The sequence below is a fragment of the Pseudomonas sp. NA-150 genome (assembly GCF_044336365.1).
GTDB lineage: Bacteria > Pseudomonadota > Gammaproteobacteria > Pseudomonadales > Pseudomonadaceae > Aquipseudomonas.
In genome coordinates this window covers 2,595,829-2,619,239 of sequence record NZ_CP172305.1, presented here as the reverse complement: position 1 = coordinate 2,619,239, position 23,411 = coordinate 2,595,829, and the positions used below count along the sequence as shown (strand labels likewise).

Annotated in this window: 21 protein-coding genes; 7 read left to right on the top strand and 14 right to left on the bottom strand. The window is 54.0% G+C overall.

What is annotated here, in order from left to right; genetic code table 11:
* Nucleotides 1-188: 188 nt before the first annotated feature.
* The 6 genes from ACF0H7_RS12505 to ACF0H7_RS12480 all read right to left on the bottom strand — a co-directional run bounded on the left by ACF0H7_RS12505 (nucleotide 189) and on the right by ACF0H7_RS12480 (nucleotide 7,421).
* A complete protein-coding gene (locus tag ACF0H7_RS12505) occupies nucleotides 189-1,187 on the bottom strand; it encodes an aldo/keto reductase (protein ID WP_397453063.1) in 999 nt (332 codons plus the stop codon).
* 169 nt (nucleotides 1,188-1,356) lie between these two features.
* A complete protein-coding gene (locus ACF0H7_RS12500) occupies nucleotides 1,357-2,751 on the bottom strand; it encodes an ATP-binding protein (protein ID WP_397453062.1) in 1,395 nt (464 codons plus the stop codon).
* Nucleotides 2,752-2,846: 95 nt separating this feature from the next.
* Nucleotides 2,847-4,211 (bottom strand): MFS transporter, encoded by a 1,365-nt coding sequence (locus ACF0H7_RS12495; RefSeq protein WP_397453061.1) that lies wholly within the window; start codon nucleotides 4,209-4,211, stop codon nucleotides 2,847-2,849.
* 423 nt (nucleotides 4,212-4,634) lie between these two features.
* Entirely contained in the window at nucleotides 4,635-5,339 is a 705-nt protein-coding gene (locus ACF0H7_RS12490) for an IclR family transcriptional regulator (RefSeq protein WP_397453060.1), read from the bottom strand.
* A gap of 67 nt (nucleotides 5,340-5,406) precedes the next feature.
* The gene (locus ACF0H7_RS12485) at nucleotides 5,407-6,216 is read right to left on the bottom strand and encodes a citryl-CoA lyase (RefSeq protein WP_397453059.1); all 810 of its coding nucleotides are present in this window, start codon (nucleotides 6,214-6,216) and stop codon (nucleotides 5,407-5,409) included.
* Between the two features lie 8 nt (nucleotides 6,217-6,224).
* Nucleotides 6,225-7,421: a CaiB/BaiF CoA transferase family protein gene (locus tag ACF0H7_RS12480; RefSeq protein ID WP_397453058.1), complete on the bottom strand. Its 1,197-nt coding sequence runs from the start codon at nucleotides 7,419-7,421 to the stop codon at nucleotides 6,225-6,227.
* 198 nt (nucleotides 7,422-7,619) lie between these two features.
* On the opposite strand from ACF0H7_RS12480, the gene ACF0H7_RS12475 reads away from it, so the two are divergent.
* The 3 genes from ACF0H7_RS12475 to ACF0H7_RS12465 all read left to right on the top strand — a co-directional run bounded on the left by ACF0H7_RS12475 (nucleotide 7,620) and on the right by ACF0H7_RS12465 (nucleotide 11,828).
* Nucleotides 7,620-9,098 (top strand): aldehyde dehydrogenase, encoded by a 1,479-nt coding sequence (locus ACF0H7_RS12475; RefSeq protein WP_397453057.1) that lies wholly within the window; start codon nucleotides 7,620-7,622, stop codon nucleotides 9,096-9,098.
* 84 nt (nucleotides 9,099-9,182) lie between these two features.
* Nucleotides 9,183-10,646, top strand: coding sequence for an FAD-binding protein (locus ACF0H7_RS12470; RefSeq protein ID WP_397453056.1), 1,464 nt, complete (start codon nucleotides 9,183-9,185; stop codon nucleotides 10,644-10,646).
* A 798-nt stretch (nucleotides 10,647-11,444) separates the two neighbouring features.
* The gene (locus ACF0H7_RS12465; protein WP_397453055.1) at nucleotides 11,445-11,828 is read left to right on the top strand and encodes an EF-hand domain-containing protein; all 384 of its coding nucleotides are present in this window, start codon (nucleotides 11,445-11,447) and stop codon (nucleotides 11,826-11,828) included.
* 63 nt (nucleotides 11,829-11,891) lie between these two features.
* On the opposite strand, the gene ACF0H7_RS12460 is transcribed toward ACF0H7_RS12465, so the two are convergent.
* From ACF0H7_RS12460 to ACF0H7_RS12440, 5 genes are all read right to left on the bottom strand, one after another.
* The gene (locus ACF0H7_RS12460; protein ID WP_397453054.1) at nucleotides 11,892-12,665 is read right to left on the bottom strand and encodes an alpha/beta fold hydrolase; all 774 of its coding nucleotides are present in this window, start codon (nucleotides 12,663-12,665) and stop codon (nucleotides 11,892-11,894) included.
* Between the two features lie 76 nt (nucleotides 12,666-12,741).
* Nucleotides 12,742-13,005, bottom strand: coding sequence for a DUF2790 domain-containing protein (locus ACF0H7_RS12455; protein WP_397453053.1), 264 nt, complete (start codon nucleotides 13,003-13,005; stop codon nucleotides 12,742-12,744).
* 278 nt (nucleotides 13,006-13,283) lie between these two features.
* Entirely contained in the window at nucleotides 13,284-14,816 is a 1,533-nt protein-coding gene (locus ACF0H7_RS12450) for an aldehyde dehydrogenase family protein (RefSeq protein ID WP_397453052.1), read from the bottom strand.
* Nucleotides 14,817-14,925: 109 nt separating this feature from the next.
* Nucleotides 14,926-15,915, bottom strand: coding sequence for an aldo/keto reductase (locus ACF0H7_RS12445; protein ID WP_397453051.1), 990 nt, complete (start codon nucleotides 15,913-15,915; stop codon nucleotides 14,926-14,928).
* Nucleotides 15,916-15,955: 40 nt separating this feature from the next.
* Complete coding sequence (locus tag ACF0H7_RS12440; protein WP_397453050.1) at nucleotides 15,956-16,243, bottom strand: YciI family protein; 288 nt, start codon at nucleotides 16,241-16,243, stop codon at nucleotides 15,956-15,958.
* A gap of 511 nt (nucleotides 16,244-16,754) precedes the next feature.
* Between ACF0H7_RS12440 and ACF0H7_RS12435 the strand changes: the two genes are divergently transcribed.
* A complete protein-coding gene (locus ACF0H7_RS12435) occupies nucleotides 16,755-17,597 on the top strand; it encodes an oxidoreductase (RefSeq protein WP_397453049.1) in 843 nt (280 codons plus the stop codon).
* An 11-nt stretch (nucleotides 17,598-17,608) separates the two neighbouring features.
* Nucleotides 17,609-18,526: a DMT family transporter gene (locus ACF0H7_RS12430; protein ID WP_397453048.1), complete on the top strand. Its 918-nt coding sequence runs from the start codon at nucleotides 17,609-17,611 to the stop codon at nucleotides 18,524-18,526.
* 156 nt (nucleotides 18,527-18,682) lie between these two features.
* On the opposite strand, the gene ACF0H7_RS12425 is transcribed toward ACF0H7_RS12430, so the two are convergent.
* Together ACF0H7_RS12425 and ACF0H7_RS12420 are read right to left on the bottom strand one after the other, a co-directional pair.
* Nucleotides 18,683-19,207, bottom strand: a complete 525-nt coding sequence (locus ACF0H7_RS12425; protein ID WP_397453047.1) for a hypothetical protein — start codon at nucleotides 19,205-19,207, stop codon at nucleotides 18,683-18,685.
* A 191-nt stretch (nucleotides 19,208-19,398) separates the two neighbouring features.
* Nucleotides 19,399-19,776, bottom strand: coding sequence for a response regulator transcription factor (locus tag ACF0H7_RS12420; RefSeq protein WP_397453046.1), 378 nt, complete (start codon nucleotides 19,774-19,776; stop codon nucleotides 19,399-19,401).
* A 437-nt stretch (nucleotides 19,777-20,213) separates the two neighbouring features.
* Here ACF0H7_RS12420 and ACF0H7_RS12415 point away from each other — a divergent pair, with 437 nt between their 5' ends.
* Both ACF0H7_RS12415 and ACF0H7_RS12410 read left to right on the top strand, forming a co-directional pair.
* On the top strand, nucleotides 20,214-21,284 hold the full coding sequence (locus tag ACF0H7_RS12415) for an alpha/beta fold hydrolase (protein ID WP_397453045.1): 1,071 nt from the start codon (nucleotides 20,214-20,216) through the stop codon (nucleotides 21,282-21,284).
* Nucleotides 21,285-21,463: 179 nt separating this feature from the next.
* A complete protein-coding gene (locus ACF0H7_RS12410) occupies nucleotides 21,464-22,240 on the top strand; it encodes an alpha/beta fold hydrolase (RefSeq protein WP_397453044.1) in 777 nt (258 codons plus the stop codon).
* A 269-nt stretch (nucleotides 22,241-22,509) separates the two neighbouring features.
* On the opposite strand, the gene ACF0H7_RS12405 is transcribed toward ACF0H7_RS12410, so the two are convergent.
* Nucleotides 22,510-23,364 carry an SDR family NAD(P)-dependent oxidoreductase gene (locus ACF0H7_RS12405; protein WP_397453043.1) on the bottom strand — a complete coding sequence of 285 codons (855 nt, stop codon included), beginning with the start codon at nucleotides 23,362-23,364 and terminating at the stop codon, nucleotides 22,510-22,512.
* Between the last annotated feature and the right edge of the window lie 47 nt (nucleotides 23,365-23,411).

Sequence of the window (23,411 nt, the reverse complement as noted above, 5' to 3'; positions counted from 1 at the left end):
TTATTGCCGTCGTCACTTTTACGCCCAGCCATATTGGGAACCGAGTATGGCTAGTGTCCTGTCTCAAAATAAAATCCCTCACGCTTGCGAGGCCATTGCCTCGCGGGCTCGTTGAATTTTGTTTGATGGCGCTGACCGAGAACTGACCTGATAACGGCGGCTTTGCCGACGGGACCTGACCCAGCCTTTCAACGGGTCATGTTCAGCTTTTGAGCAGGAGTACACTGGGTTATCCGATACGGCGCTTCCATCGACCGAATCTCGTCGGCGGTCAGCTTGACGGACAGTGCGGCAACAGCATCCTCAAGATGACAGGTTTTCGACGCAACGATGATCGGCGCGGACACTTCGGACTTGGTTAACAACAACGACAACGCAATCTGCGCCCGAGGCACGTTGCGCGCCGCAGCCACTGCTGCCACAGCTTCGATGATCATCCGATCGCCTTCTTCGCTGTCGTTGTACAGCCTACTGGCGTAGTCGTCGGTCTGCGCGCGCTCCATGTTTTCGCGCCAATCGTGAGTCAAACGGCCACGGGCCTGTGAACCCTTGGGCATCACCCCCAGGAACTCGGCTTTGCAGAGTGGCAATAATCCTCGCTCGTCCACACGACTGAGCAGATTGACTTGATTTTGCATGGTCACAAAGCGCGTCCAGCCATACAGGTCGGAGATGTTAAAAGCCTTCGCAAACTGCCAGGCGTACATCGACGAAGCGCCGATGTAGCGCACTTTGCCGGCTTTGACGATGTCGTGCAGCGCTTCGAGGGTTTCCTCGATGGGGGTTGAATAATCCCAACGGTGGATCTGATACAGGTCAACGTAATCTGTGCCCAAGCGGCGTAGGCTGTCGTCGATGGCCTTGAAGATCGCTTTGCGCGATAGTCCGCCGGCGTTAGGTTTATTGTCCCAGGGGATATATACCTTGGTCGCTAATACGATCTCGCCGCGGCGAGCAAAATCCTTGATCGCCCGGCCCAAGAACTCTTCACTGGCCCCTGCCGAGTAGCTGCTGGCGGTACTGAGAAAATTAATACCGCTGTCCAGCGCCTGACGAATTAACACTCGGCTCGGCTCCTCGGCCATGGTCCAAGGGCGCTTATCTGCATACGCAGCGCCGTAGGTCATGCAATCCAGGCACAGACGAGATACTTTCAACCCAGTAGGACCCAGATTCACGTAGTCCAAAAAATATATCCTCTGAGTCTGAAAGGCCGCTACCGGTCGTTCAAAACGGTACAAACAGCGAGCTTGTATCTGCCGGGTTCGCCTAACCGGCATTGCGCACTCAGCAGATCCAGGTATGTAATTTCGGATAACGCCACGCCGATCCGACCACTGCAGGGTGTACCCGGATCTAACTGTGTACTGGCAAGCTAATCTGAAGCGCTGCTCCCGCATTTGGCAGGTTGCGCGCACTAATCTGCCCACCGTGGGCTTCGATGATCGAACGGCAAATCGACAACCCCATGCCCAGTCCTTCTTTTTTGGTAGTGAAAAATGCGGTGAAGAGCTTGGCAAGGTCTGGCTCTGGTATACCCGGACCACTGTCGTAGATTTCCAGTACCAGCTCCTCCGCAACTTGATTCAATTCAACCGACAACAGCCGCTGAGTTTCATTGACGCCGTACATGGCCTGCATACCATTCATCACCAGATTGATGATCACCTGCTGTAACTGCACGCGATCACCCCGCACCGCGGGCAAACCTGCAGCAAGACCCAACTGTAGAACGATGCCATGTTGTGACAACTCTCGTTTGAGTAGCCCAAGTGACTCTAAAACAACTTCGAGGAGATCAAGGTGCAAATGCTCAGGATCCGACTTTCTGGACATCGCGCGAATACCCCGGATGACTTCGCTCGCACGCTGAGCTTCGCTGGAAATCCGGGTGATCGCACTGCGCACTTCGGCCAGGTCCGGTACCTGGCGATTCAGCCAGCGCAGCCCAGCCTCGGCATTGGTGGTGACGGCTGCCAATGGCTGGTTGACCTCATGGGCAATCGACGCGGCAAGCTCCCCGAGGGTCATAACTCGTGTGATGTGCGCCAACTCGACCTGCGAACGATACAACGCCTCCTCGGCTTGCCTGGCGGCGGTAACGTCGTTATTGGTGACCAGCACGGCATTAGGGTTGCCATCACTGTCACGCGACAATGACCAGCGCGAGATCACCGTAACGCTATTACCACTCTTGCTTGAACTGGTGATCTCCCCTTCCCATGAGCCTGCCAAAAGCATGACTTCCACGATTTCGCCGAACGACGCACTGATTTTGGACGGCAACAAGTCGGTGATTGTTGCACCCAACACTTCATCTGCAGACCAGCCATACAGTTTTTCTGCGCCCGCGTTCCAGCTAAGAATGCGATGCTGCATGTCGCGCACAATCACGGCGTCGTGAGTTTGTGCCAAGAGCATCAACTGCTCCTGCAATTTGGTGGTTATGGCGTTATTTTTCAGTGCCAACACAGAGCTGATAGCGATTGCCGCCAAGCTAATCAGGCACCGTCCCAGCGGCGGGATCATGTGGATGTCGTGATCAATGAAAAATGCCAGCAGTGTCAGCACCATGCAACTTAGCGTTATCTTGATCAAGCCGGCTCTCGAGAACGCGTTGGCTGCCAGCAATACAACAAGGACGTAGAGCACGGCGACGGCAATGTCCATCGGAGTCAACGCGTCAAAAACGAAGATCACTAACGCCAGCGTAATAGCGCCAATTCGCGCGGGGAAGGACGATGTATTCAAGATATTGCGCTCATCTGGAAACTGATGGATAGGAAACGTGGGGAGCGGGTGTCTCATTGTTGCGTAGGCCGCAAACCTGACTGTTCAGTCGACGCTCAGCCCCATAAACGACTCTCTTGATCGGCTGCCTTTCTGAATCGAGGAAGCAGATAAAGAAAAGCAAGTGCAGCAAACACGGCAGCAGAAACACTGACGATTGCCGCTGAATACCCAACAAGCGCCTTGTCTTTGAATACGTAGTCTGTGAAGACCCCTGTCAACGTCGGACCCGCCGTAAGCCCGATAAAACTTACGCCGAGTAGATAGAGAGATGTCATGACTGCGCGGTTTTCGTTTTGAGTGATGAATTGCAGGGCTGCAGGCGCAACACCGAATGCGAAGCTGCCAAAATAGAGAATCATCGCTAATAAGAAGCAGGCAGGCGTGATAGTCGTTGTAAACGGAAATAACGCCAACGGCACAACGAGGCCAACAGCTGCAATCACGCCGACGCGGATCGTGGCGTCAATATGCCCTTGCTTCAGCAACCGATCTGACAGGGCGCTGCCAGACAGGATGCCTGCCGTGCAGAAAATCATCATGATCACACCCAGGGTGTATGCCCCTTGCGAAGGACTAAGCCCCATCGTCCTGGAAAGGAACGGCCGCCCCCACAACAAGGTCACGTTGAAGGGCACCGACAACATCGAGAAGCCAACGATGTGAAGCAGGTAGCTCGACTTGTGCCGTTTGAATTGAGTAAGGAAGGAGACCCGAGAACGATTGCTGGAAACGATAGACTCGCCCGTCCTACGCATGGGCTCTTTCAGAGTCATAGCCAGCAAGCCGACGAGCAGGCCTGGCAATCCAACGATGAAAAAGACGGCTTGCCAGGAGCGAGTGGCGCCGATGATGGGAAGGTTTATGGTCGGGTGTGCGCTTACGGCCTGAACAACCAAACCACCAATGATCAATGCGACACCGCCGCCAAAAACGATCGCGGCGGTGTAAACCCCCAGCGCCAACCCGCGCTTATGAGGTGGAAAGTAATCGCCCAGCAGCGAATAACCGGCTGGAGAAAGTCCAGCCTCGCCAACGCCAACCCCGGCACGTGCCATGAACAGTTGGCCGAAAGATTTCGCCAGCCCGCAACAGGCCGTCATCAAACTCCAAGTGATGATGCTGATCACGATGATGCGTTTTCGGTTTGCTCGATCCGCGGCATAGCCGAGCGATACACCTAAAACCACATAAAAAATAACAAAGGCCAATCCGTGGAGTAATGCGAGCTGACTGTCATTGATGCCAAGGTCACGCTGAATGGGCTCAACCAGAATCGTCAAAATAACGCGGTCAACATAAGAAAAGGTATAGGCCAGGAACAGGACAAAGACGGTGTACCAGGCAAGGGTCGGGCTTGGCCAACCCGACGCGCTGCCCGCAACCGGTAGAGAGGTTTCGATGGTCTCTTTGACTGTCATGTCGAGCGCCTTTTTTATTCGTGAATGGTTAACAACAAACTTATCTGGCGCTGCCGGGTATGAAAAAAAGGCGCAAACCGTCCCTACCCCACCGATGCCGTTTATGCGGCCGGTAAGTCCACTTTCTTTTCAATTGCGACACCCGTGACAGCGAATCAAGCCTGGAGACAGACCTGAGAAATTCCGTCGAAACGTAGATTCGCACGACAAAAAATCCGTTCTTGGGCGTCAGTCAAAAACTAACATAGGTTCTAATACTAATCAATATATTCTGTCAGGCAGAACGATTGACCCATGATTAAAAATGGACGCGTCGAACCTACAACGCGTCCTCGGGAGAGATAGAGATAGAGATAGAGATAGAGGAAGGGTCCAGCGGCACTGGCAAGGTTAACCCGCTGAAAAATGCAGCTCAGCGGGTGCTCATTGCGGTGCTAATAACGCCGACAGTTGCTTGCATTTTTTTACCAGGATTTCGCGCATGCCCGCAATGTTGTCTTCGGTGAACCGCGAAATAGGGCCCGACAACGCGAGGGCTCCGACGATCTCGTCACCACAAAATACAGGACCAGAAATAGCGGCGACGTCCGGGTCTCTTTCACCTATGGTCACAAAAGTTTCGAAGGGATTATTGCCGCGTTGATCCAAAGGAGCCGTATTGGACAAAACTCTGCCAGACGCCCCTTTCTCCAACGACAACAAATCACCAACCCGTATGTGATCGCGCACGGATTTAGGTGAATCCACACGATAGAGCGCCAACCTGAAACTACCGCGGCGAACGTAATAGGTTGCACTTTCGCCAGTCGCTGCCGTCATATCGACGAGCATCACGTTAATGTCAGCCTGCCCGCCCACTGACAATTTCGCCGCCGCCCCCAGTCGAACCAGCTCAACTCCTAGACGAAAGCGCCCTGACGTATCGCGAGTCAGCATGCCAAAGGTTTCCAGCGACTCCGTCAGCCGCAGAATGGTGCTCTTGTAGAGTCCCGTTCGGGCAGCAACGTCAGCCAGAGTCAGGCTGTCATCATCGTGTCTGAAGACACATAAGATACTAAGGGCGCGATTGACAGCTGCCACGCCCGGGCCTTCTGGATCAAAGGTGGCGGTAGTGGGGTTCTTAGCCATATTTTATCCGTTCAAGACAACGAGAATTCGGTCGAGTCGGCATTGTAGGGGAGATGCCAGAAGCTCGCTACTTCCTCACTCCCGTGTAGGTGTAACCCAGACTCGGTGGAAGCGGCCCTTTTATCCGCCCACCCTGCTGCTTCTGTTCCCAGGCGTGCGCCAGTATTCCGACTGAACGCGAAAGAATGAAAAGGCCCCGCGCCAGTGCCGGTTCAAAGCCCAGCTCGCCGTAGATGACGGCTGTGGCACCATCGATATTCATCGGGATCTTTTTACCGACCCGAGCTTCTAGCTGAACCTCGACTTCGCGGCCAATGACGGCGTACCGGCCACTGATCGAGCCCTCGGCAGCCGCCTGGTCCACCAACGCAAGCAGCCGGACAGCACGCGGGTCCACCGGATGAAAACGATGCCCGTAGCCAGGCATAATAGTCTTGCCGGCCGCCACCTGATCAGCCAATACCTGCGCAACTGTGCCTGATACGTTCGATTGCCAGCCTGGCATATACTCAACCGCTTTGAACACCTCCAGGCATTGCTCGCCAGCGCCACCATGGATATCGTCCAGCACATTGATTGCCGACGCCATCGCACCGTTCAACGAAACTCCACAGGTCATGCTCATTCGAGCAATCGCAATGGACGGCGCTTGCGGGCCATGATCCACAGCAGCCACCAGAGCGGCCTCCAGCAAAGCCAACTGAGCAGGTGTTGCTTCGTCATCGCGCAGCATGGTCCAGACCATTCCCGCGTAACCGACATTACCAATCATCGACTCAATGGGGCGCCCTTTGATGGCGATTTTTCCCGGCTCAATATCAATGATTCGTGTCTTCCACCACTGGCGGGCCTGATCCGCAAGTTGGTCATTGCTCACTGGGACAGTCATACCGTGCCTTCCTCATGAAGTTGTTCTATTTGCGCATGGGTGTAGCCGAGCTCTTTCAGAATCTGATCCGTGTGTTCGCCCAACTCAGGTGGCGGGATATCAACGCCGGTCCGCTGGCCATCCACCAGAAAACCACTACGAGTGACGGAGATTTTGCGTTTGTCGTTGAGTTCGAGCTGCATCAACAACTGGCGGTGGCTGATCTGGTCCTGAGACAACGCCTGCTGCATATCCAGGATGGGGCCGGCAGGCACGCCCGACGCGTTGAACAAGGGGTCCCAATGTTCAGCTGAATGGGCACTCAGGGATGACTCAAGTTCGGTCTTCAAGGCTTGGCGATGTTGTTTGCGATCTTCCCGGCCGACAAATCTCGGGTCGTCCATCAAGTCTTCGCGCCCTAGCAACGTGCACAACGAGTGGAATTGTTCTTGCTTATTGGCCGCGATATTGAGCAGCCCCTTACCCGTTTGGAAAGCGCCGGAAGGGCTGGCGGTGAAGTTGTCGTTACCCATCGGCACGGGCGCACTGTTGGCAATCAATTGGTTGGAAACAATCCAGCCCATGGATGACAACGTTGAGTCGAGCATTGATACATCGATGAAGCATCCCTTGGAGTCCCGAGCCCGACGCACCAACGCAGAAGAAATCGCAAACGCCGCCGTGAGCCCACCAATGGTGTCGCACACGGGGTAGCCCACTCGCAAAGGAGAGGTCTCAAGACTTCCAGTGATACTCATCACACCAGAACGCCCCTGAATGATTTGGTCATAAGCTGGCGCTTTGGCCAAAGGCCCGTCCTGACCGAAGCCTGAAATCGCACAGTAGACGAGTTGAGGAAATGCTTCATGGAGCGTCGGAAAATCCAGACCCAGGCGAGTCATGACTCCCGGTCTGAAATTTTCGAGAAGAACGTCAGCCGTTTCGCAAAGGCGGTGAAAGACTTCACGCCCCTCTGCTGATTTCAGATTTACGCAAATCGATCGTTTTCCGGCGTTCTGCGCCAAGAACGACGCCCCCATCCGTTCGCGATTTAGTTCCTTATCGGCCCCTAGCTGCCTCGCCAAGTCGCCGCCTTCCGGCGTCTCGACCTTGATCACTGTCGCCCCCAACAATGCCAACTGATAACCCGCGAATGGCCCGGCGAGTACATTGGTGAGATCCAGTACTGTGATGCCTTCTAAAAGTCCTTTCATCGCTAATTCTCTGTTCAATGCTACGAGCGTTTGACCAAGCCGAGATAGAAACTGAGTGGCTGGTTTCGATGCACAAATTCTGTCAGACAGAATCATTGAACGAATAATAGAATGTTGATAGGATCGAGTCAACTCGACGAATTCGGGCGTTGCGGCGCACAAGCGCTTTCCAATTGAGGCAGTGAGGAGCATCAAAAGATGAAACGGTACGCGATGATGATTGACGGTAATTGGGAAGAACCGGCGTCGGGACAGTGGATTGATTCGGTCGAGCCTTACTCGGGGGACGTGTTCGCCCAAATCGCCAGAGGCGATGCCGCAGACGCCGATCGCGCTGTGCAGTCAGCACACGCAGCGTTCAAAAACCCAGTCTGGTCGGAGATGACCGCCACCGCTCGAGGCGGTCTGTTACGCAAGCTTGGCGACCTGATTGAACGCGACGCACAACGACTGGCCGATATCGAACGCAGCTGCAATGGCAAGAACATCACCGAAGTGCTGGGCCAGGTTAAAAACGTCGCCCAATGGTTCTATTATTACGCCGGGCTCGCGGACAAGATTCATGGCGCTGTCGTCCCGATCAACAAAGCCGGCGTATTCAACTACATTCGATACGAGCCTTTAGGTGTGGTGGTTGCCATTACGCCGTGGAACTCGCCTCTGGCGTTGACCTCCTGGAAAATCGCACCGGCGCTCGCCTGCGGCAACACCATTGTGGTCAAACCGTCCGAGTACACCTCGCCTCCACTGCTGGAACTCGCCGCGTTGGCGTTAGAGGCCGGCTTTCCTAAAGGTGTGTTCAACGTCGTTACCGGTTTCGGCAATGAAATCGGCTCTGCATTGATTGAACACAAGCTGGTGGCAAAAGTCGCCTTTACGGGTGGCGATCAAGGCGGTCAGAAAGTAGCCGAAGCAGCAGCGCGCAACTTTAAGAAGGTAACCCTGGAGCTGGGTGGAAAATCCGCCAATATCGTGTTCGCCGATGCCGACTTCGATCAGGCCATCAGGGGGGCTATTGCAGGTATCTTCGGTGCTGCCGGGCAAACCTGCATGGCTGGCTCACGCCTGCTGCTGGAACGCTCAATCCATGACAGATTTGTCGCTCGCATGGTCGAGGTGGTTGAGGCCGCACACATAGGCAACCCGGCCGACGAACAAACCCAGGTGGGTCCAATCGCCACCAAAGCCCAGTTTCAAAAGATTCTCGACTATATCGAGATCGCCAAAAGTGAAGGCGCCACATGCGTTACCGGTGGTCACGCACTGACGGGTGAGCAATTCGGTCAGGGACAATTCATCGCTCCCACCATTTTCACCAACACCCACAATGCGATGCGCATTTGCCAAGAAGAAGTCTTCGGCCCGGTTTTGGCGGTCATGCCTTTTGACACCCTCGAAGAGGCGCTGGAAATGGCCAACGACTCCGATTTTGGTCTGGCAGCAGCCGTCTGGACCACTGACCTGCACAAGGCGATCTACTGCTCGGATCGACTCGAAGCCGGCACCGTCTGGGTCAACAACTACCGGGCGACCAGTTTCACTACACCTTTTGGTGGCTACAAACGCAGCGGCATGGGACGCGAAGGCGGTATCGAGGGAGCGCGTGAGTACCTTCAGGCCAAGAGTGTCTGGATCACCACCCAACCCAACCGCTCCAACCCGTTCGTCTTGGGTTGAAGCTGGCGAACCGGGCGGGTTGACCTCAGTCGGACGCCCCTTCGTTTATTGCATGCTGCTTTTTGGTAAAGAGGAACAATAATAATGACCGATCAAAATAATTCCGCAGACGTCTTGATCGTCGGCTGTGGTGTTGCTGGACTTTCTGCCGCTGTAACCGCCCTTCAAGCCGGGCTTAAAACGGTCAATCTGGAACGGGCAACCGCAGATGATTTCGGCGGCGGCTCACGCTGGACCGAAGCCTACATGCGCATGAAAAACGACAGCGAAGTAGCCGACGATTTCGAAGAACACTTTGCTAACAACGCTGGCTGGAATATCGACCCCATTACGCTGCGCAGCGTGGCAGGGAATTACGACGCCTGGCCATCCCACGTTAAAGCACATCCGCTTCCCGACCCGGAGCTGATCAGTGCCTTCGCCGAAGCAGTGCCTGCGACCATAGCCTGGCTGAAAGAGTTTGGCCTGCGCTTCGGCCCGCAACCGATCTATCTGCTGACCCAGAACACCACTCGTATCGCCGCACAGGGCGGCGGCCTGACGATCATCGAAACGCTACGCGCGAAGGTCCTCGAATTGGGCGGTGAAATCCTTTACCGAACCACGGCTGTTGATCTACTTCAGGATGATGACGGTGTAGTGAGCGGTGTTGTCGCCATTGGCATTGATGGTCGCAGAAAGCGTATTGGCGCGAAGAGCGTGGTACTGGCAAGCGGCGGATTCCAAGGCAACAGCGAGATGATGCATCGCTACATCGGACAGAAGGCCAAGTACATTCGTCCAGTCGCGACTGGCGGTTATTACAACCGCGGCGAAGGTATTGAAATGGCGCTCAAGATCGGCGCTGCGCCAGCGGGAGAATATGGCTCCTACCACGCAGAACCGGTAGATCCGCGCTCGGAAATGGCCGAAGCGGTAGTGTTCATCTACCCCTACGGCATTCTGATCAACATCCACGGTGAACGTTTTATCGACGAAGCGCCGGGCACAGTCGATGCGCATTACGACAACATTGCCCGAAGCTTCGCCGAGCAACCAGAAGGCAGGGTTTACGTCGTATTCGATAGTCAGGTGGAAGACATTCCTCGCTGGCAGACCAGCATCCGCACGGACATTGCTCCTTTCAAAGCAGACACGCTTGAAGAGCTTGCGCGACAAATGGAAGTGCCGGTCCAGGCGTTGACTCATACCGTGAATCAATACAACGACGCGTGCACCCTCAGCACCGATCCCTTCACGCCTTTCGCCGTGGACAACGTCTGCACCAAAGGCATCACGCCGGTGAAGTCGAATTGGGCAAGGCCGGTCAGTAAAGGGCCGTTTTATGCCTACCCGATCATTTCGACCAATTGCTTCACGTTCGGCGCTTTGAAAGTCAACGTAGATGCTCAGGTGCTGACTCAAGATGGTTACCCGATTCCGGGCTTGTACGCAGCGGGCGAAACCGTAGGTATTTACCATCAGGTCTACAACGGTTCGACTTCGGTTCTGCGTGGCCTGACATTCGGGCGAATTGCCGGCAAGCATATCGCGCAAACCCTGCGCTAGCGGCAGCGCGGCGATGTGCATTCCTTAAGGCCGAAGGATGCACATCGCTCCGTCCTACTCCCTGCCCTCTCTCACCTGACGAGATAGAGACTGTCACCCCTGCCTTCAGGCGTCCTGCTCAAACCCCACTGCGCAGCTCAGATACTGCGCAACGGTTGCGAGAAACAGCTCTAGAGTTGTTTGCCTGCACGGGGTATCAATCGACAAATTTGCGAGATGTCGCCAGCGCACCTGGGTGTGCAGGCGGGATGCATTTACCATCGCGTCGACAATAAACCATTATTGCTGTTCGAACTGATTGAAGAGTTCTGGTTGAACGGCTGTGCGTCACTCTCCAGCAGTTAAAACTCGTCAACCGTTGTGGCCATCCTGCTCAGCACACCGCTATGGGACACCGGCACAGTACATCGCATAACTGAAGGATTCTTTCTGGAGGTGCTTATTAGCGACGTTATCGTGGCCACGCCAAACTAATTCATTAGAAAAACTTAATAAACCACACTACGTTGTGGCTTTGGTTGACTTACTGTAAATAAAACTAAAGCTTTAACTTAACAGGACGATTTACCTACTAACGGCAATTACCAACCATCAAAATAGCCGTTCCACTCAATCAAGGATTGACCCATGTCTATATCGAACATCAGCGACTCAGCGACACCCTACTCAAGCCCCGCTTCGACGACGTCTGATGGCACGTCGGCACCGTCAGCAACCACCTCAGCCTCGACCGCTGCTCCAGCGCCAACAGCCCCCGCGTCTCCCTCTTCGATCGTAACGCTGAGCAACGGTCATACCATGACGGTAATCCCTGGCGAACTGAAATCAGCGATCCCGTTGACGGAAGCATGGGGCCCTCAGATGTTTTTTCAGGCCGACACCAGCAAAAACGAAAAACTGACCAGCACTGAATTTGCAGATCAGTTGAAGCGCATTGGGGTGAGTGCCGAGACCGCGTCGAAACTGTTCAAAACGTTTGATACGTCCAAAGACGGCAAACTGTCGGTGGATGAGTATGTGGCCGGTATTCGCTCCGTCAGTTCTGGCGGCAACACGATGTTCTCGGACCTGATGAACTCCTACATCCGCTCACCCAATGGGCAAATCGACTCAACCGCGGAAGATAACTTCTTGAAGCAGGGCAATGCGCTGGCGACCAAATACTGGGCCAACCACTCGTAAGCACAAAGACCAACGGACCGCGTCGTTAGAGGCAGTCCGTTGGTCTTTCTTCGGTAGAGCGTGTTAGTGAGTGCGACCCGCTGCTGCCAGAATCAGATCGGTAATTTCTTTAGGGTGCGATACCAGCGAGAGATGACTGGAGTCAAGTTCGATAGTGGTAGCGTTCATACGCTTGGCCAGGAAGCGCTCGAGGTCCGGCGATGTGGTCTGATCATTCTTTGACACGGCGTACCAGGAAGGCTTGGTATGCCATGCAGCGGCGGTCGTGCGACCGTTGAACAGCGTTTTGGCGATCGGTTGTTGAGTTGCATACAACGCCAGGGCCTTGTTACGCGGCAGGTCGCCACCGAAAAACTTGAGGTAAGCGTCCTGTGTCAGCGACACGTAACCTTCATGTTCCACGGCGCCAGAACGCACCGGCATCGTCGGGTATTTCGCTGCGAGGGCAACGAAATCTTCACCGGCATCCGGAGCTCGGGCTGCGACATACACCAGCGAGCTCACTTTAGGGTCGATACCGGCTTCGCTGACGACAGTACCTGCGTAGGAATGTCCGACCAACACAGTCGGCCCTTGCAACTGATCCAACGCACGCTTGGTAGCGGCGACGTCATCTTCTACCGAGGTCAGGGGGTTCTGCACAGAGACAACGTTCAACCCGGCGGCTTGCAACCGCGGAATAACTTCTGACCAACTCGATCCATCAGCCCAGGCGCCATGCACCAGTACAACGTTGACGGCTTTGACAGTCGCGACCGGTCCAGCCATTGCCTGCGAAGCAAAGGCCAATGTAGAGATCAGGCTTACGGCGATTCCGAGTTTGCTCAGCGTTTTCATGTATCGTCTCTCTTATGCAGTTCGTTAGTTGATTAACGTCGTTTTAATTTATCTAAACTTTTATGCGACTGATATGTTAGCCGTTACAGCCATCCCCCACGACTTGATAATCAAGTTCGTGTTTCGAACCCATGGAGTCGAGGTAGATCATTTGCTCTGGAACAACACCACAGCTAATGGCAGGCGCCGATACCGACAGGACTTTTGAGATATCCAAGTGCGAGCCATACATGTAATTGTCGACTTTAGCGACCGCCGCATTATGAGCGGTATCGGAACCCGCTGCCATGGCAGTATTAAGGAAAGCCAGGACCACTGCGCCTACGAGCAAAGATTTCATGAGTACACCTCGTTATTTATTCAGGAAGTAAGATTTGTGCAAGTCAGTTTGGTCTTTCACGACTGCTCTTGCCTTGGACATAAGTTACGAGAAAGGCTGAATCACAACAATTGTACGAAGGTGTTCAGCGCTAATACGTTGGAAGCAACACCCTATACTTTGGTTTTAATTTCTTTGTCGACGGGTTCCGCACCGCAAAAAAAAACACACAAACAAGCGTTGATCGCCGGTTTGTGTGCCGTATTTTGTTGTGAATCTAGCGAGATGAAACCAGGGTGTCAGAACGGATATTGGCGGGGACTGGTCTGAACCGAAATCCAGTGCTCAGTTGTGAATTGCTCAATTACACCTTCGGCCCCGAAGCGTCCGCTGCCAGAGTTTTTGGTACCACCAAATGGCATGTTGGCCAAGTCTACTGCCGTCATATCATTTATGTGCGTCATCCCGGCCTCAATTTTTTGCGCGAAACGTAATCCCCGAGCCGTATCCTCCGTGAACACTGCGCTGGACAAGCCAAATTCAGTGTCATTAGCGAGTGCCAGCGCGTCCGTTTCATTGCGGGCCATGATGATGGGTGCAACAGGGCCGAATATTTCGTCACGACCTAACCTTGCCGTGGAACTCACCTGATCGAAAACCTGCGGCGGTAGTACCAACCCTTCCGCTTTTGCGCCTAACCTGCGCCGAGCGCCATCTGCGATTGCGGCTTCAATTACACCCTGCAAGCGGTCGAGATGCTTTTGCCCAATTAAAGGACCGATGATCGTTTGCGGATCCATCGGGTCGCCGTACTTCAAGGTCGATACACGCTCGACGAACTGGTCGACAAATCGCGGATAAAGCTGCTTATCAACGATGATTCGGTTAGTACTCACACAGATTTGGCCCTGGTGCAGAAAACGCCCGACAACCGCAGCACGAACGGCTTGGTCCAGGTCCGCATCATCGAGCACTATCAATGGATTATTGCCGCCCATCTCCAAACCGACATGCTTGAGTGTGGTGCCGGTGACCGCGAGGGAACCGATACGTTTGCCAACCCCGCTGGACCCGGTAAATGAAATGACGCGGGAGGCAGGGTGCAGCACCAGGTAATCACCAATTTCTTGATTATCGCCGAACAGTACGCTGAGCACGCCTGCCGGTAGGCCCGCCTCTTCAAATATCCGAGCCAGCAATAGACCTCCTGTCACTGGGGTTTCTGCCGCAGGTTTTAAAACCACCGCGTTACCCAACGCTAACGCCGGTGCGACTGCGCGAGTGCTTAAATGCATCGGCCAGTTCCACGGACTAATCACAGTGACCACACCCACCGGTTTGCGGTAAATGCGATGTTCTTTATCCGGAATATCACCCGAGAGAATTTTCCCGGCTTGCAGGCTGGGAAGCGCCATGGCCTCCAGGAACATCGCACGAACGGCAGCCCATTCAAATTGCGCCTTGAGCCGAACACTTCCAGACTCACGTATCAACCAATCGACAATCTCGGCTTGTCGCAGGTCCATGATATCGACGGCGCGTCGGAGTACCGCTGTGCGCTCTGATGGAAGCGCATTGGCCCACATAGCTTGCCCCGTAATCGCGGCAGCGAATGCGTCATCGACATCACGGGTACTCGCTTGCGCAAACTCAGCCAGCAAATCGCCGTTGAAGGGATTGTGGTTCTGCAAAACCGATGACTGGCCGCTGCGCCACTGCCCCCCGATAAACAGTTGCGAAAACTGGTAAGGAGCAGGAGGTATCACAACGTTAAGTTTATTCTCTTGCACGATTGAATCCTCTGATTGAGTAGTCCGAGCAGAACGTCGCATCTTCGATGGCGAATCTAACTCGATAGATAGAAATCGATAGTTTTGATTAAGTCGTCTGCACCGGCATTGGCAGCGCTACAGACTCAACCCAATATTTTTTGTTTCAGGCTTAACGCTGGATTTCCAACTCGACGTTTGACCGAGGTCGGTAAGGCGCTTGGAGCTGCTCAACTTCGTCCTCGCTTAGACGCAACGCCAAAGCGCCCAACGCGTCGTCTAAATGACCTGGTTTAGAGACCCCTATAATTGGCGCACTCACTTGGGATTTTCCCAGCACCCATGCCAATGCAACTTGAGCACGAGAAACACCGCGAGCTGTTGCTATACGTCCAATCGCATCGATGATTGCGCGGTCTTCTTCCTCATGCTGGGCATAAAGGGCTTGGCCGTAGGTGTCGATCTGCGAACGCCCGGTACTTTCCTGCCAACCACGCGCCAGTCGACCCCGCGCCAATGGACTCCAAGGCAACACGCCAATCTGCTGATCGGCACACAAAGCCAGCATTTCGCGCTCCTCCTCGCGGCTAAGCAAATTCAAATGATTTTGCATGCTGACAAAACGAGTCCAACCATTGAGTTGCGATGTGTATAAGGCCTTACTGAATTGCCAGGCATACATTGAGGACGCACCGATATAGCGAACCTTGCCGGCCTTGACGATGTCATGCAACGCCTCCAGGGTTTCCTCAATTGGCGTTGAATGATCCCAGCGGTGAACCTGATACAGGTCAATATAGTCGGTACCCAAACGACGCAAACTGTCATCGACCGCTTGAAAGATTGCCTTGCGTGACAGCCCGCCTGTGTTGGGCTTGTCGTTCCACGGGAAGTACACTTTGGTCGCCAGCACAATCTCATCGCGACGGGCGAAATCTTTAATCGCCCGGCCGACATATTCCTCACTGGTACCGGCTGAATAGCTGTTGGCGGTATCGAAAAAATTGATTCCGGCATCAAGTGCCTGGCGAATCAACTCGCGACTGGGACCTTCTGACAGTACCCAACCATGACGACTGCGCTGAGCATCGCCATAAGTCATGCAGCCCAAACATAGGCGAGATATTTTAAGACCCGTGTTCCCAAGATTGACGTAATCCATGCAAAAAACTCCTTCGTGCGGATACCCAGACCTCTAGCAGCTACACCAAACTGGCCAAAGCAGAATTGAATTTTGTGGGGGTAAATTCCGTCACGTTGTAGCTAGCGATCTCATGTTCAAAAAACGGATCCTGGGTCAGAAGCAGCTCCAACTCGGCCCGAGTAATGCTGCCACTGACCAGGATAAGACCACCGTCCCGAGGAGTTTTGGGGCCTGATGCGAGGAACACTTCACGTGCATAGTTTTCATCAAGATATCGGCGGTGTGCCTCAATGTGCTTTTCGACATCAGCGATTTGCTTCAGGTAGGTCAGGTTAACGATATACATGGTGAAATCCTTTAAGTGGTGAGCTCACTTCAATCATTGAGCCTTCAGCCAGCCCAATGAAGACGTGCAGCCGTTTGGGTTATATACGAAGGCCGCCGGCAGCGGCCGCTATCATCACTCCCAGCCCGGTCAGCTGGAACATGACTGCGGCGAGGAACTCAATTTATTACGTTACCCGAAGACTTAATAGTCGTACTTCCGTGTTTTCCTCTAATGCCTTAGGTTCCTGCAACCTATACATTCGTATAATGCTTTAATAAGATTTTGAATTCAGGCGCGACCGCATGGGTAACAAACCTGGAACCCCCCTGACAACTACAAAGCTCAAAAGCTTGTCGGGCCCGACAAATAAGGACAAGGCCCGCGTATTCGACGCGTTTATTACCATCTCTACAGCGCTAATACTTAGGTTTATTAAGTTGGGCTTCACAGCGTCTAAAGAATTATGAGGGTTGTGCGCTCACTATTATTACGTGTAGAAGTGGCTAACTTTCATTACGAGGCTCCCCCCATGAATCACTCTGCCCAAAAACTTTGGTTTATCACCGGTGTCAGTTCAGGTTTTGGTCAAGCACTGGCGCTCGCCTTACTGGAGCGCGGTCACCGGGTGGTGGGGACGTTGCGCAACGAAACAGCTCGTGCCGCATTCGAGCGGCTAAAGCCTGGGTATTCTTTCGGCCAACTGTTAGATGTCACAAACTATGCAGCCATCGACGGCGTCGTGTCTGACGTCGAAACCAACATCGGTACGATAGATGTATTGGTCAACAACGCCGGCTACGGTCACGAAGGACCTGTTGAGGAGTCCTCCCTTGATGAATTACGCCAACAGTTTGAAGTAAACGTCTTTGGTGCCGTTGCGGTGACCAAGGCCGTTCTGCCGTTCATGCGCAAGCGTCGTAGTGGCAACATTCTTAACGTCACATCCATGGGCGGCCTCACTACGTTCCCGGGCCTGGGCTATTACAACGGTAGCAAGTTCGCCTTGGAGGGCATTTCCGAAGCGCTGGGCAAGGAGGTTAAACCGTTCGGCATCTTCGTGACCGCCATCGAGCCCGGTGCCTTTCGGACTGACTGGGCCGGTCGCTCCATGGTCCGCGCGCCACGCAGTATTGCCGATTACAACGAAGTCTTCGACGTACTCCGTGAAACCCGAAACAAAAACAGTGGGCAGCAAATCGGTGATCCTGCGAAAGCCGCCGCTGCAATGATTGCAGTGGTCGATTCACCTGAGCCCCCTGCCCATCTGTTGCTGGGTAGTGATGCCGTCAAGTTTGTTACCGCAAAGTTCAACCAGCACCAAGCGGAAATCGAGCAGTGGAAAGCATTGTCTCTGAGCACTGACTTTAACTGAGGCGTTAACTCATGACCGTCGCCTTCGTTGGTCTTTTTACAAAATCCAGCAGCTCAACGCGGCGACTTGGTCTGATGTGCGGCTTGTTTGCCGCGCTTGTCTGGGGCGCCTTTTTGGCAGTCTCCCGGGCAGGCATCACATCAGGTTTAAGTGCGGCAGACCTGACCTTTCTGCGATTCACCACAGCTGGCCTGTTAATGCTGCCGTGGTTTCTACGCCATTCTCCACTGACCCTTGCCGGCATCGGCAAGGGTCGCGGGGTCATACTCGCGATACTCGCGGGTCCACCTTTTGTGATGATCGGGGCCAGCGGTTACGCATTTGCACCTCTCGCCCACGGTGCCGTACTGCAACCCGGCGCATTGACATTGATGAGCTTTGTGCTGGCTTCATGGTTATTGAACGAACGCAGCAAGCCGCGGCAACTGGTCGGGCTGGCGATTGTGGTCATCGGTTTGTCTGTGATAGCGGGACCCGGCCTGCTGGCCGGAGGATCCCAAGCACCTATAGGGGATATGCTGTTTGTTTTAGCGGGATCGATGTGGGCGCTGTTTTCAGTCCTGGCAAGGCGTTGGCATGTTGCCCCGGTGGCAGCGACCGCAGTCGTTTCAGTGCTGTCAGCCCTGTTGTATTCGCCTGTTTATCTGCTGACTCGCGGGCTGGACTTTATGGACAAAGTCAGTCCTGCAATGCTGATTGAACAAGTGGTTGTTCAGGGCGTCTTGTCTGGGGTCTTGGCTTTGTTCGCCTACTCGATTGCAGTCCGCACTTTAGGCGCAGCCAGATCAGCTATTTTCCCTGCGCTGGCGCCAGCCGCCGCAATCCTCATCGGTATTCCATTGGTTGGTGAAATACCCACCGAGCTGCAGTGGCTCGGGCTTGCGGTAGTGTCTTCTGGATTGATCATCGTGGTGACTAGCAAACAGTAATGACGCATTGGCGAAGCTAACGGCCGCCTCCTGACTGTTTAACCAGAGGCGTTAGGGGTGCCGTTTAGCGGTGAGGATTCGCCTGGCGTTAGCCTCTCATCTCGAGAACAATCGGAGGCCGACTTGAATACCTCAGCATTTCACTCCGATCCGCTGTTAATTGAAAGAACCCTGCGAGTTGGATGGCCGATTCATATCGGCCTTCAACAACCGCTGTATCTGAGCCCGTAACCAGTATTGCGCAGCGTCGGCCTGTGCGGTGTCTCGCCATAACATAAACAACTTCAGGGCGGGTGACGCCGGACGGTACGGATCTAGATCACGGTATTGAGGCGGCCTGTCACTGCGCAAAAGGCTTAAGACCAAACTGCGCACTTGAACACGCGACAATGAATCTGGAAGGGATTGCCGGTAGCTTAAACCGACATTGATTTCGCCACTGCTCAGCGCATGAGTGAGTTGATCTCCCTGCATGTGGCGCACCACGACAGTTGCTCCAGGCATTTCCAGACTCACCTGCCGCCACAGTCCCGAGAGAAGACCGTGTTCGGTGTCACCGCACAAACCAATGTTAAATACAGTCTGGCACTGGCTTGGATTGAACGCGAAGAGGCTCTGACCCATCATATGGATGGGGGCGTGCTTAACGTCTGTCGAGATAATGCTTTTGGCCGATAGCATGATATTTACTCACTTATTAATTTAGTTAACAGCGTCGCAACAAAACACCCATCTGGCACAAAGACAGGGCGCATCACCTTTGAAAACTAACGAGGTAGCGAAGTAAAAAAACATCTCTTCACAGAGAAAAAATATAAACAGATTTTCTTTATACAGAAGGCACCGCTAGAGAGCGTGGTAGCCAGAGGCGGCTATTCTTCGCTCTGCCCCAGCGCTCGCTCGATGCAATTGATCATGGTCTGGCCGTCGAAAGGTTTGCTCAAGAAGCAATGGGCGCCTTCGGATTTAGCTCTTGCCTGAATACTTTTTTCGGGGAAAGCGGTCATGAAAATAATGGGCAACTTTATCCCGCTTTTGACAATGACTCGCTGTAACTCCAAGCCGTTCATACCAGGCATTTGCACGTCAGTGATCAAGCAGTCACTGGTAGATAGTTGATCAGAGGCGAGAAAAGCCTCAGCGCTCGGAAAAATATAGGTGTCATAACCACTCGACCGCACCAGGCTGTCTGTGGCGACACGTACGGCTTCTTCGTCATCAACAATGGAAATTACGGGATTCAGGGACATTTTCCACCACCTTAAAATGAATCGGAAACGCAACCAGGTCGGATGGTTTCCTTCAGTGCTTGCCCTCATTGTAAAAAAAGCCAAGCGAAAAAAAAATAATACTCACGTATGTCTTTCGCTGCCTTATCAACACACTCAGAGAACGCGGTCTTGGGTCATAACCTACAACGCTCTAGCCACAGAGCCGCCCCCAACAAAACAATACTAAAGTATATATATTTAACGTAAAGATATAGATAGTTAAAAACTCAAAGTAGGGTAGATTTTCTACACAGATTTAGCCGGTTACTTGCCTGAAATACAGTGGCGAATAAGTTCCGATCGCGGCACTACCCTCCACAACATTTGATGTACGTGTCGTCTGATCGATACCCCGCGGATGCCAGGCTCGTATCGTTCAGCAGTCTAAACCAACGTCTAACAAGGAAGAACGCACCATGACGATGACGATACTCAACACTACAAGCGGCCCGAACTGTCGTAGCTTCTTTGGTTTTTCGATCCTGACTTTTGCATTGATGCAGTTCGGCGTTGTAGGCGCTGCCAATGCACACGCCAGCGATGTTTCGAGTGCAACACCCGCCGTTGCGGCCAAGGCCGATGTGCAGACCTCGTTCGGCGCGCTGAAGCATGTCAATGCCGGTGTGCTGAGTGTGGCTTACGCCGAGGTCGGCCCGGCCGATGGTCCAGTCGTTATCCTTCTGCACGGCTGGCCCTACGACATTAATAGCTATGCCGATGTGGCCCCATTACTGGCGGCCAAGGGGTATCGGGTACTTCTCCCCTATGCACGTGGTTTTGGTGACACGCACTTCCTGTCTGCCAAGACATTGCGAAATGGACAACCTGCTGCCCTGGCCAGCGACGTCATCGATTTCATGGACGCTCTGCAGATCAAGCACGCCGTTCTTGCTGGCTACGACTGGGGCGCGCGCTCGGCTGATATTGTCGCGGCGCTTTGGCCAGAACGGGTGAGGGCACTCGTCTCTGTGAGCGGATATCTCATCAGCAGCCAGGAAGCAGGTAAAAAACCATTGCCGCCAAAGGCCGAATTGCAGTGGTGGTACCAGTACTACTTTGCTACCGAACGCGGTCGTGCTGGTTACGAACAAAACCGGCACGATTTCGCCAAACTGATCTGGCAGTTGGCTTCGCCTAAGTGGAGTTTCGACGACGCCACCTTCGACCGCAGCGCAGCCGCTCTGAACAACCCCGACCATGTCGCGGTCTCGGTCTTCAACTATCGCTGGAGGATTGGCTTGGCTCACGGCGAGACCAAATATGAAGGCCTGGAGCAGCGGCTGGCCAAGTTCCCGTCGATTACCGTTCCGACCATCACCCTTGAAGGAGACGCCAACGGCGCCTCGCACCCAGCTGCCGAAGACTATGCCAAGCGTTTCACGGGCAAGTATGAATTTCGACTGATTACTGGCGGCACCGGCCACAACCTGCCGCAGGAAGCGCCTCAGGCTTTTGCCAAGGCAGTGATTGATGCGGATCACCTTTGAAGCAGCGCTATCGCTATCCACAAAACCTTGGTGCTCGTTGAGCGTACTCGGCGACTCGCCCAGGTAGAGCCACATGAGAGCTGACTTGTAACGGTTCGCTCTCACAAAAAATGAAATCTCGTCCATGTGGACGGTACTTTCTCGAATTGATCTGACCACTAACTTTCAAGGATATCGAAATGAAAAAAACACTAACGGCATTGGCTTTTGGGGTCAGCATGCTCATGGGTTCGAGCGTGTTTGCTGATACGGTAAAGCCCACCGTCGTACTGGTGCATGGCGCATTTGCCGACGCATCAAGCTGGAACGGTGTCGTCAAAATCTTGAAAAAAGACGGGTATGTTGTCATTGCTGCAGCCAACCCCTTGCGAGGCGTGAAGAGTGACGGGGATTACATCTCCAGTCTTGTGGCCAGCGTCAAATCCCCCGTCGTGCTGGTAGGCCATTCTTATGGCGGCAATGTCATCAGCGTTGCGGCTAATGATCGACCTAATGTGAAGGCGTTGGTTTACGTCAGTGCATTTGCTCCTGAAGCAGGTGAGTCAGCCGCCGACCTGGCCGGCAAATTCCCCGGCAGCACTCTTGGCCCAACGCTTGCGCCTCCAGTCACGCTCGCAGACGGCAGTAAGGATCTCTATATTCAGCAGGATAAATTCCACGCTCAATTCGCCGCAGATGTGCCCGCAGCGCAAGCAGCGCTTATGGCCGCGACGCAACGGCCTGTGACGGAAGCTGCTTTGAACGAGAAGTCAGGAGAGACGGCGTGGAATCACATCCCGTCTTGGTTCATCTACGGTGACAAGGACAAAAACATTCCGCCGCAAACCATCCTGTTCATGGCCAAGCGAGCACAGGCCAAAGGCGTGGAAGTCGTCAAGGGTGCTTCTCATGTCGTAATGGTATCCAACCCCGAGCCGGTCGCTCGCCTGATCGAGAAAGCTGCCTCAGCACAATAGCTTTTAGCTAGATCTGTAGCCTGGAAAGCTGGCGGGCCGCCTTTGATAAGGCGGCTCGCCACTGTGCCAGATGAGCAGGCCATGCTGCGCATCTTCCAGAACGAAGGCGCGCCACTGGTGGTTATCCGGATCGGGGATGTTGCTGAAGCCGCGACGGTAGTGCGATCCAGCCACTGATACCACTCAGTAGTGCGCGCAGGGTTAGAGTGCATCTTAATGGCGCTAGCGAGATGACGACTTGGAGGCTTTCAGCTTCGACCTGCACTATTTCAGCCCTGTTGTTTGATGAACGTATCGAAGGCTGCGGCATAGTCCGGATGCCAGCGCGACAGTGCCGGGCGGTTCTCGACAATGTCACCAGCGGCCCAAAGAATCCGCAGTTCATCTAATGAACGAGGTACGTCGTTGTCCGGGCAGAGGATATAGAAATCCCCTGCATCGAGACGCTCCATCATAAAATCAACGGTCTGTTCGGGCGTCCACGCACCGGCGGGTTTTTCGCTACGGCCATTGCGAGACAATTCTGTGAACACAAAGCCTGGGATCAATAAATGCGCGGTGACCTGTCCCTTTGCGGTGTTACGCAGCTCATGCTGCAATGCTTCGGTAAACGCTTTAAGACCCGCTTTCGAAACGTTGTACGCAGGATCACCTGGCGGGGTGGTAATGCCTTGCTTGGAACCCGTATTGATCACAAGGCCGGGGCGGCCGCGCTCAATCATCTCGGGGACGAACACCTGAGTGCCCTGAATCACACCCATTAAGTTAACACCCAGGACACGCTGCCAATTTTGCGCAGGGCCGAAAATCCCGCTGCCGGGCTGTATGCCGGCGTTATTCATCAATACATCCGTACCGCCGCAGCGCTCTCGAACGGCCGTTTGCAGGTGGAGCAGATCTTCGACACGACTGACGTCCGTTTCAACAGCAAATACGTCCTGAGCGCCATTGACCGCAAATGCGCAGACTTCCTCGACAGCCTTTGCGAGACGCTGTGCGCCGATATCTGCAATGCAGATGCGCAGACCTTGTCGAGCAAAGCTTTTGGCCGCCGCCAGGCCGATGCCAGCAGCGCCGCCGGTAATCACCGCCACAGCGCCAGGAACAAGTGCAGGATGAGTCATTTTTAGATCCTCGTTAAGCGTGGGTTCACGGTGTTATCAGCCATATT

What these genes read in the sequence shown, in the direction of transcription:
- ACF0H7_RS12495 (WP_397453061.1), bottom strand. Translation starts at nt 4,211, where the DNA reads ATGACAGTCAAAGAGACCATCGAAACCTCTCTACCGGTTGCGGGCAGC.
- ACF0H7_RS12490 (WP_397453060.1), bottom strand. Translation starts at nt 5,339, where the DNA reads ATGGCTAAGAACCCCACTACCGCCACCTTTGATCCAGAAGGCCCGGGC.
- ACF0H7_RS12480 (WP_397453058.1), bottom strand. Translation starts at nt 7,421, where the DNA reads ATGAAAGGACTTTTAGAAGGCATCACAGTACTGGATCTCACCAATGTA.
- ACF0H7_RS12475 (WP_397453057.1), top strand. Translation starts at nt 7,620, where the DNA reads ATGAAACGGTACGCGATGATGATTGACGGTAATTGGGAAGAACCGGCG.
- ACF0H7_RS12470 (WP_397453056.1), top strand. Translation starts at nt 9,183, where the DNA reads ATGACCGATCAAAATAATTCCGCAGACGTCTTGATCGTCGGCTGTGGT.
- ACF0H7_RS12465 (WP_397453055.1), top strand. Translation starts at nt 11,445, where the DNA reads ATGACGGTAATCCCTGGCGAACTGAAATCAGCGATCCCGTTGACGGAA.
- ACF0H7_RS12460 (WP_397453054.1), bottom strand. Translation starts at nt 12,665, where the DNA reads ATGAAAACGCTGAGCAAACTCGGAATCGCCGTAAGCCTGATCTCTACA.
- ACF0H7_RS12455 (WP_397453053.1), bottom strand. Translation starts at nt 13,005, where the DNA reads ATGAAATCTTTGCTCGTAGGCGCAGTGGTCCTGGCTTTCCTTAATACT.
- ACF0H7_RS12450 (WP_397453052.1), bottom strand. Translation starts at nt 14,816, where the DNA reads ATGCGACGTTCTGCTCGGACTACTCAATCAGAGGATTCAATCGTGCAA.
- ACF0H7_RS12445 (WP_397453051.1), bottom strand. Translation starts at nt 15,915, where the DNA reads ATGGATTACGTCAATCTTGGGAACACGGGTCTTAAAATATCTCGCCTA.
- ACF0H7_RS12440 (WP_397453050.1), bottom strand. Translation starts at nt 16,243, where the DNA reads ATGTATATCGTTAACCTGACCTACCTGAAGCAAATCGCTGATGTCGAA.
- ACF0H7_RS12435 (WP_397453049.1), top strand. Translation starts at nt 16,755, where the DNA reads ATGAATCACTCTGCCCAAAAACTTTGGTTTATCACCGGTGTCAGTTCA.
- ACF0H7_RS12430 (WP_397453048.1), top strand. Translation starts at nt 17,609, where the DNA reads ATGACCGTCGCCTTCGTTGGTCTTTTTACAAAATCCAGCAGCTCAACG.
- ACF0H7_RS12425 (WP_397453047.1), bottom strand. Translation starts at nt 19,207, where the DNA reads ATGCTATCGGCCAAAAGCATTATCTCGACAGACGTTAAGCACGCCCCC.
- ACF0H7_RS12420 (WP_397453046.1), bottom strand. Translation starts at nt 19,776, where the DNA reads ATGTCCCTGAATCCCGTAATTTCCATTGTTGATGACGAAGAAGCCGTA.
- ACF0H7_RS12415 (WP_397453045.1), top strand. Translation starts at nt 20,214, where the DNA reads ATGACGATGACGATACTCAACACTACAAGCGGCCCGAACTGTCGTAGC.
- ACF0H7_RS12410 (WP_397453044.1), top strand. Translation starts at nt 21,464, where the DNA reads ATGAAAAAAACACTAACGGCATTGGCTTTTGGGGTCAGCATGCTCATG.
- ACF0H7_RS12405 (WP_397453043.1), bottom strand. Translation starts at nt 23,364, where the DNA reads ATGACTCATCCTGCACTTGTTCCTGGCGCTGTGGCGGTGATTACCGGC.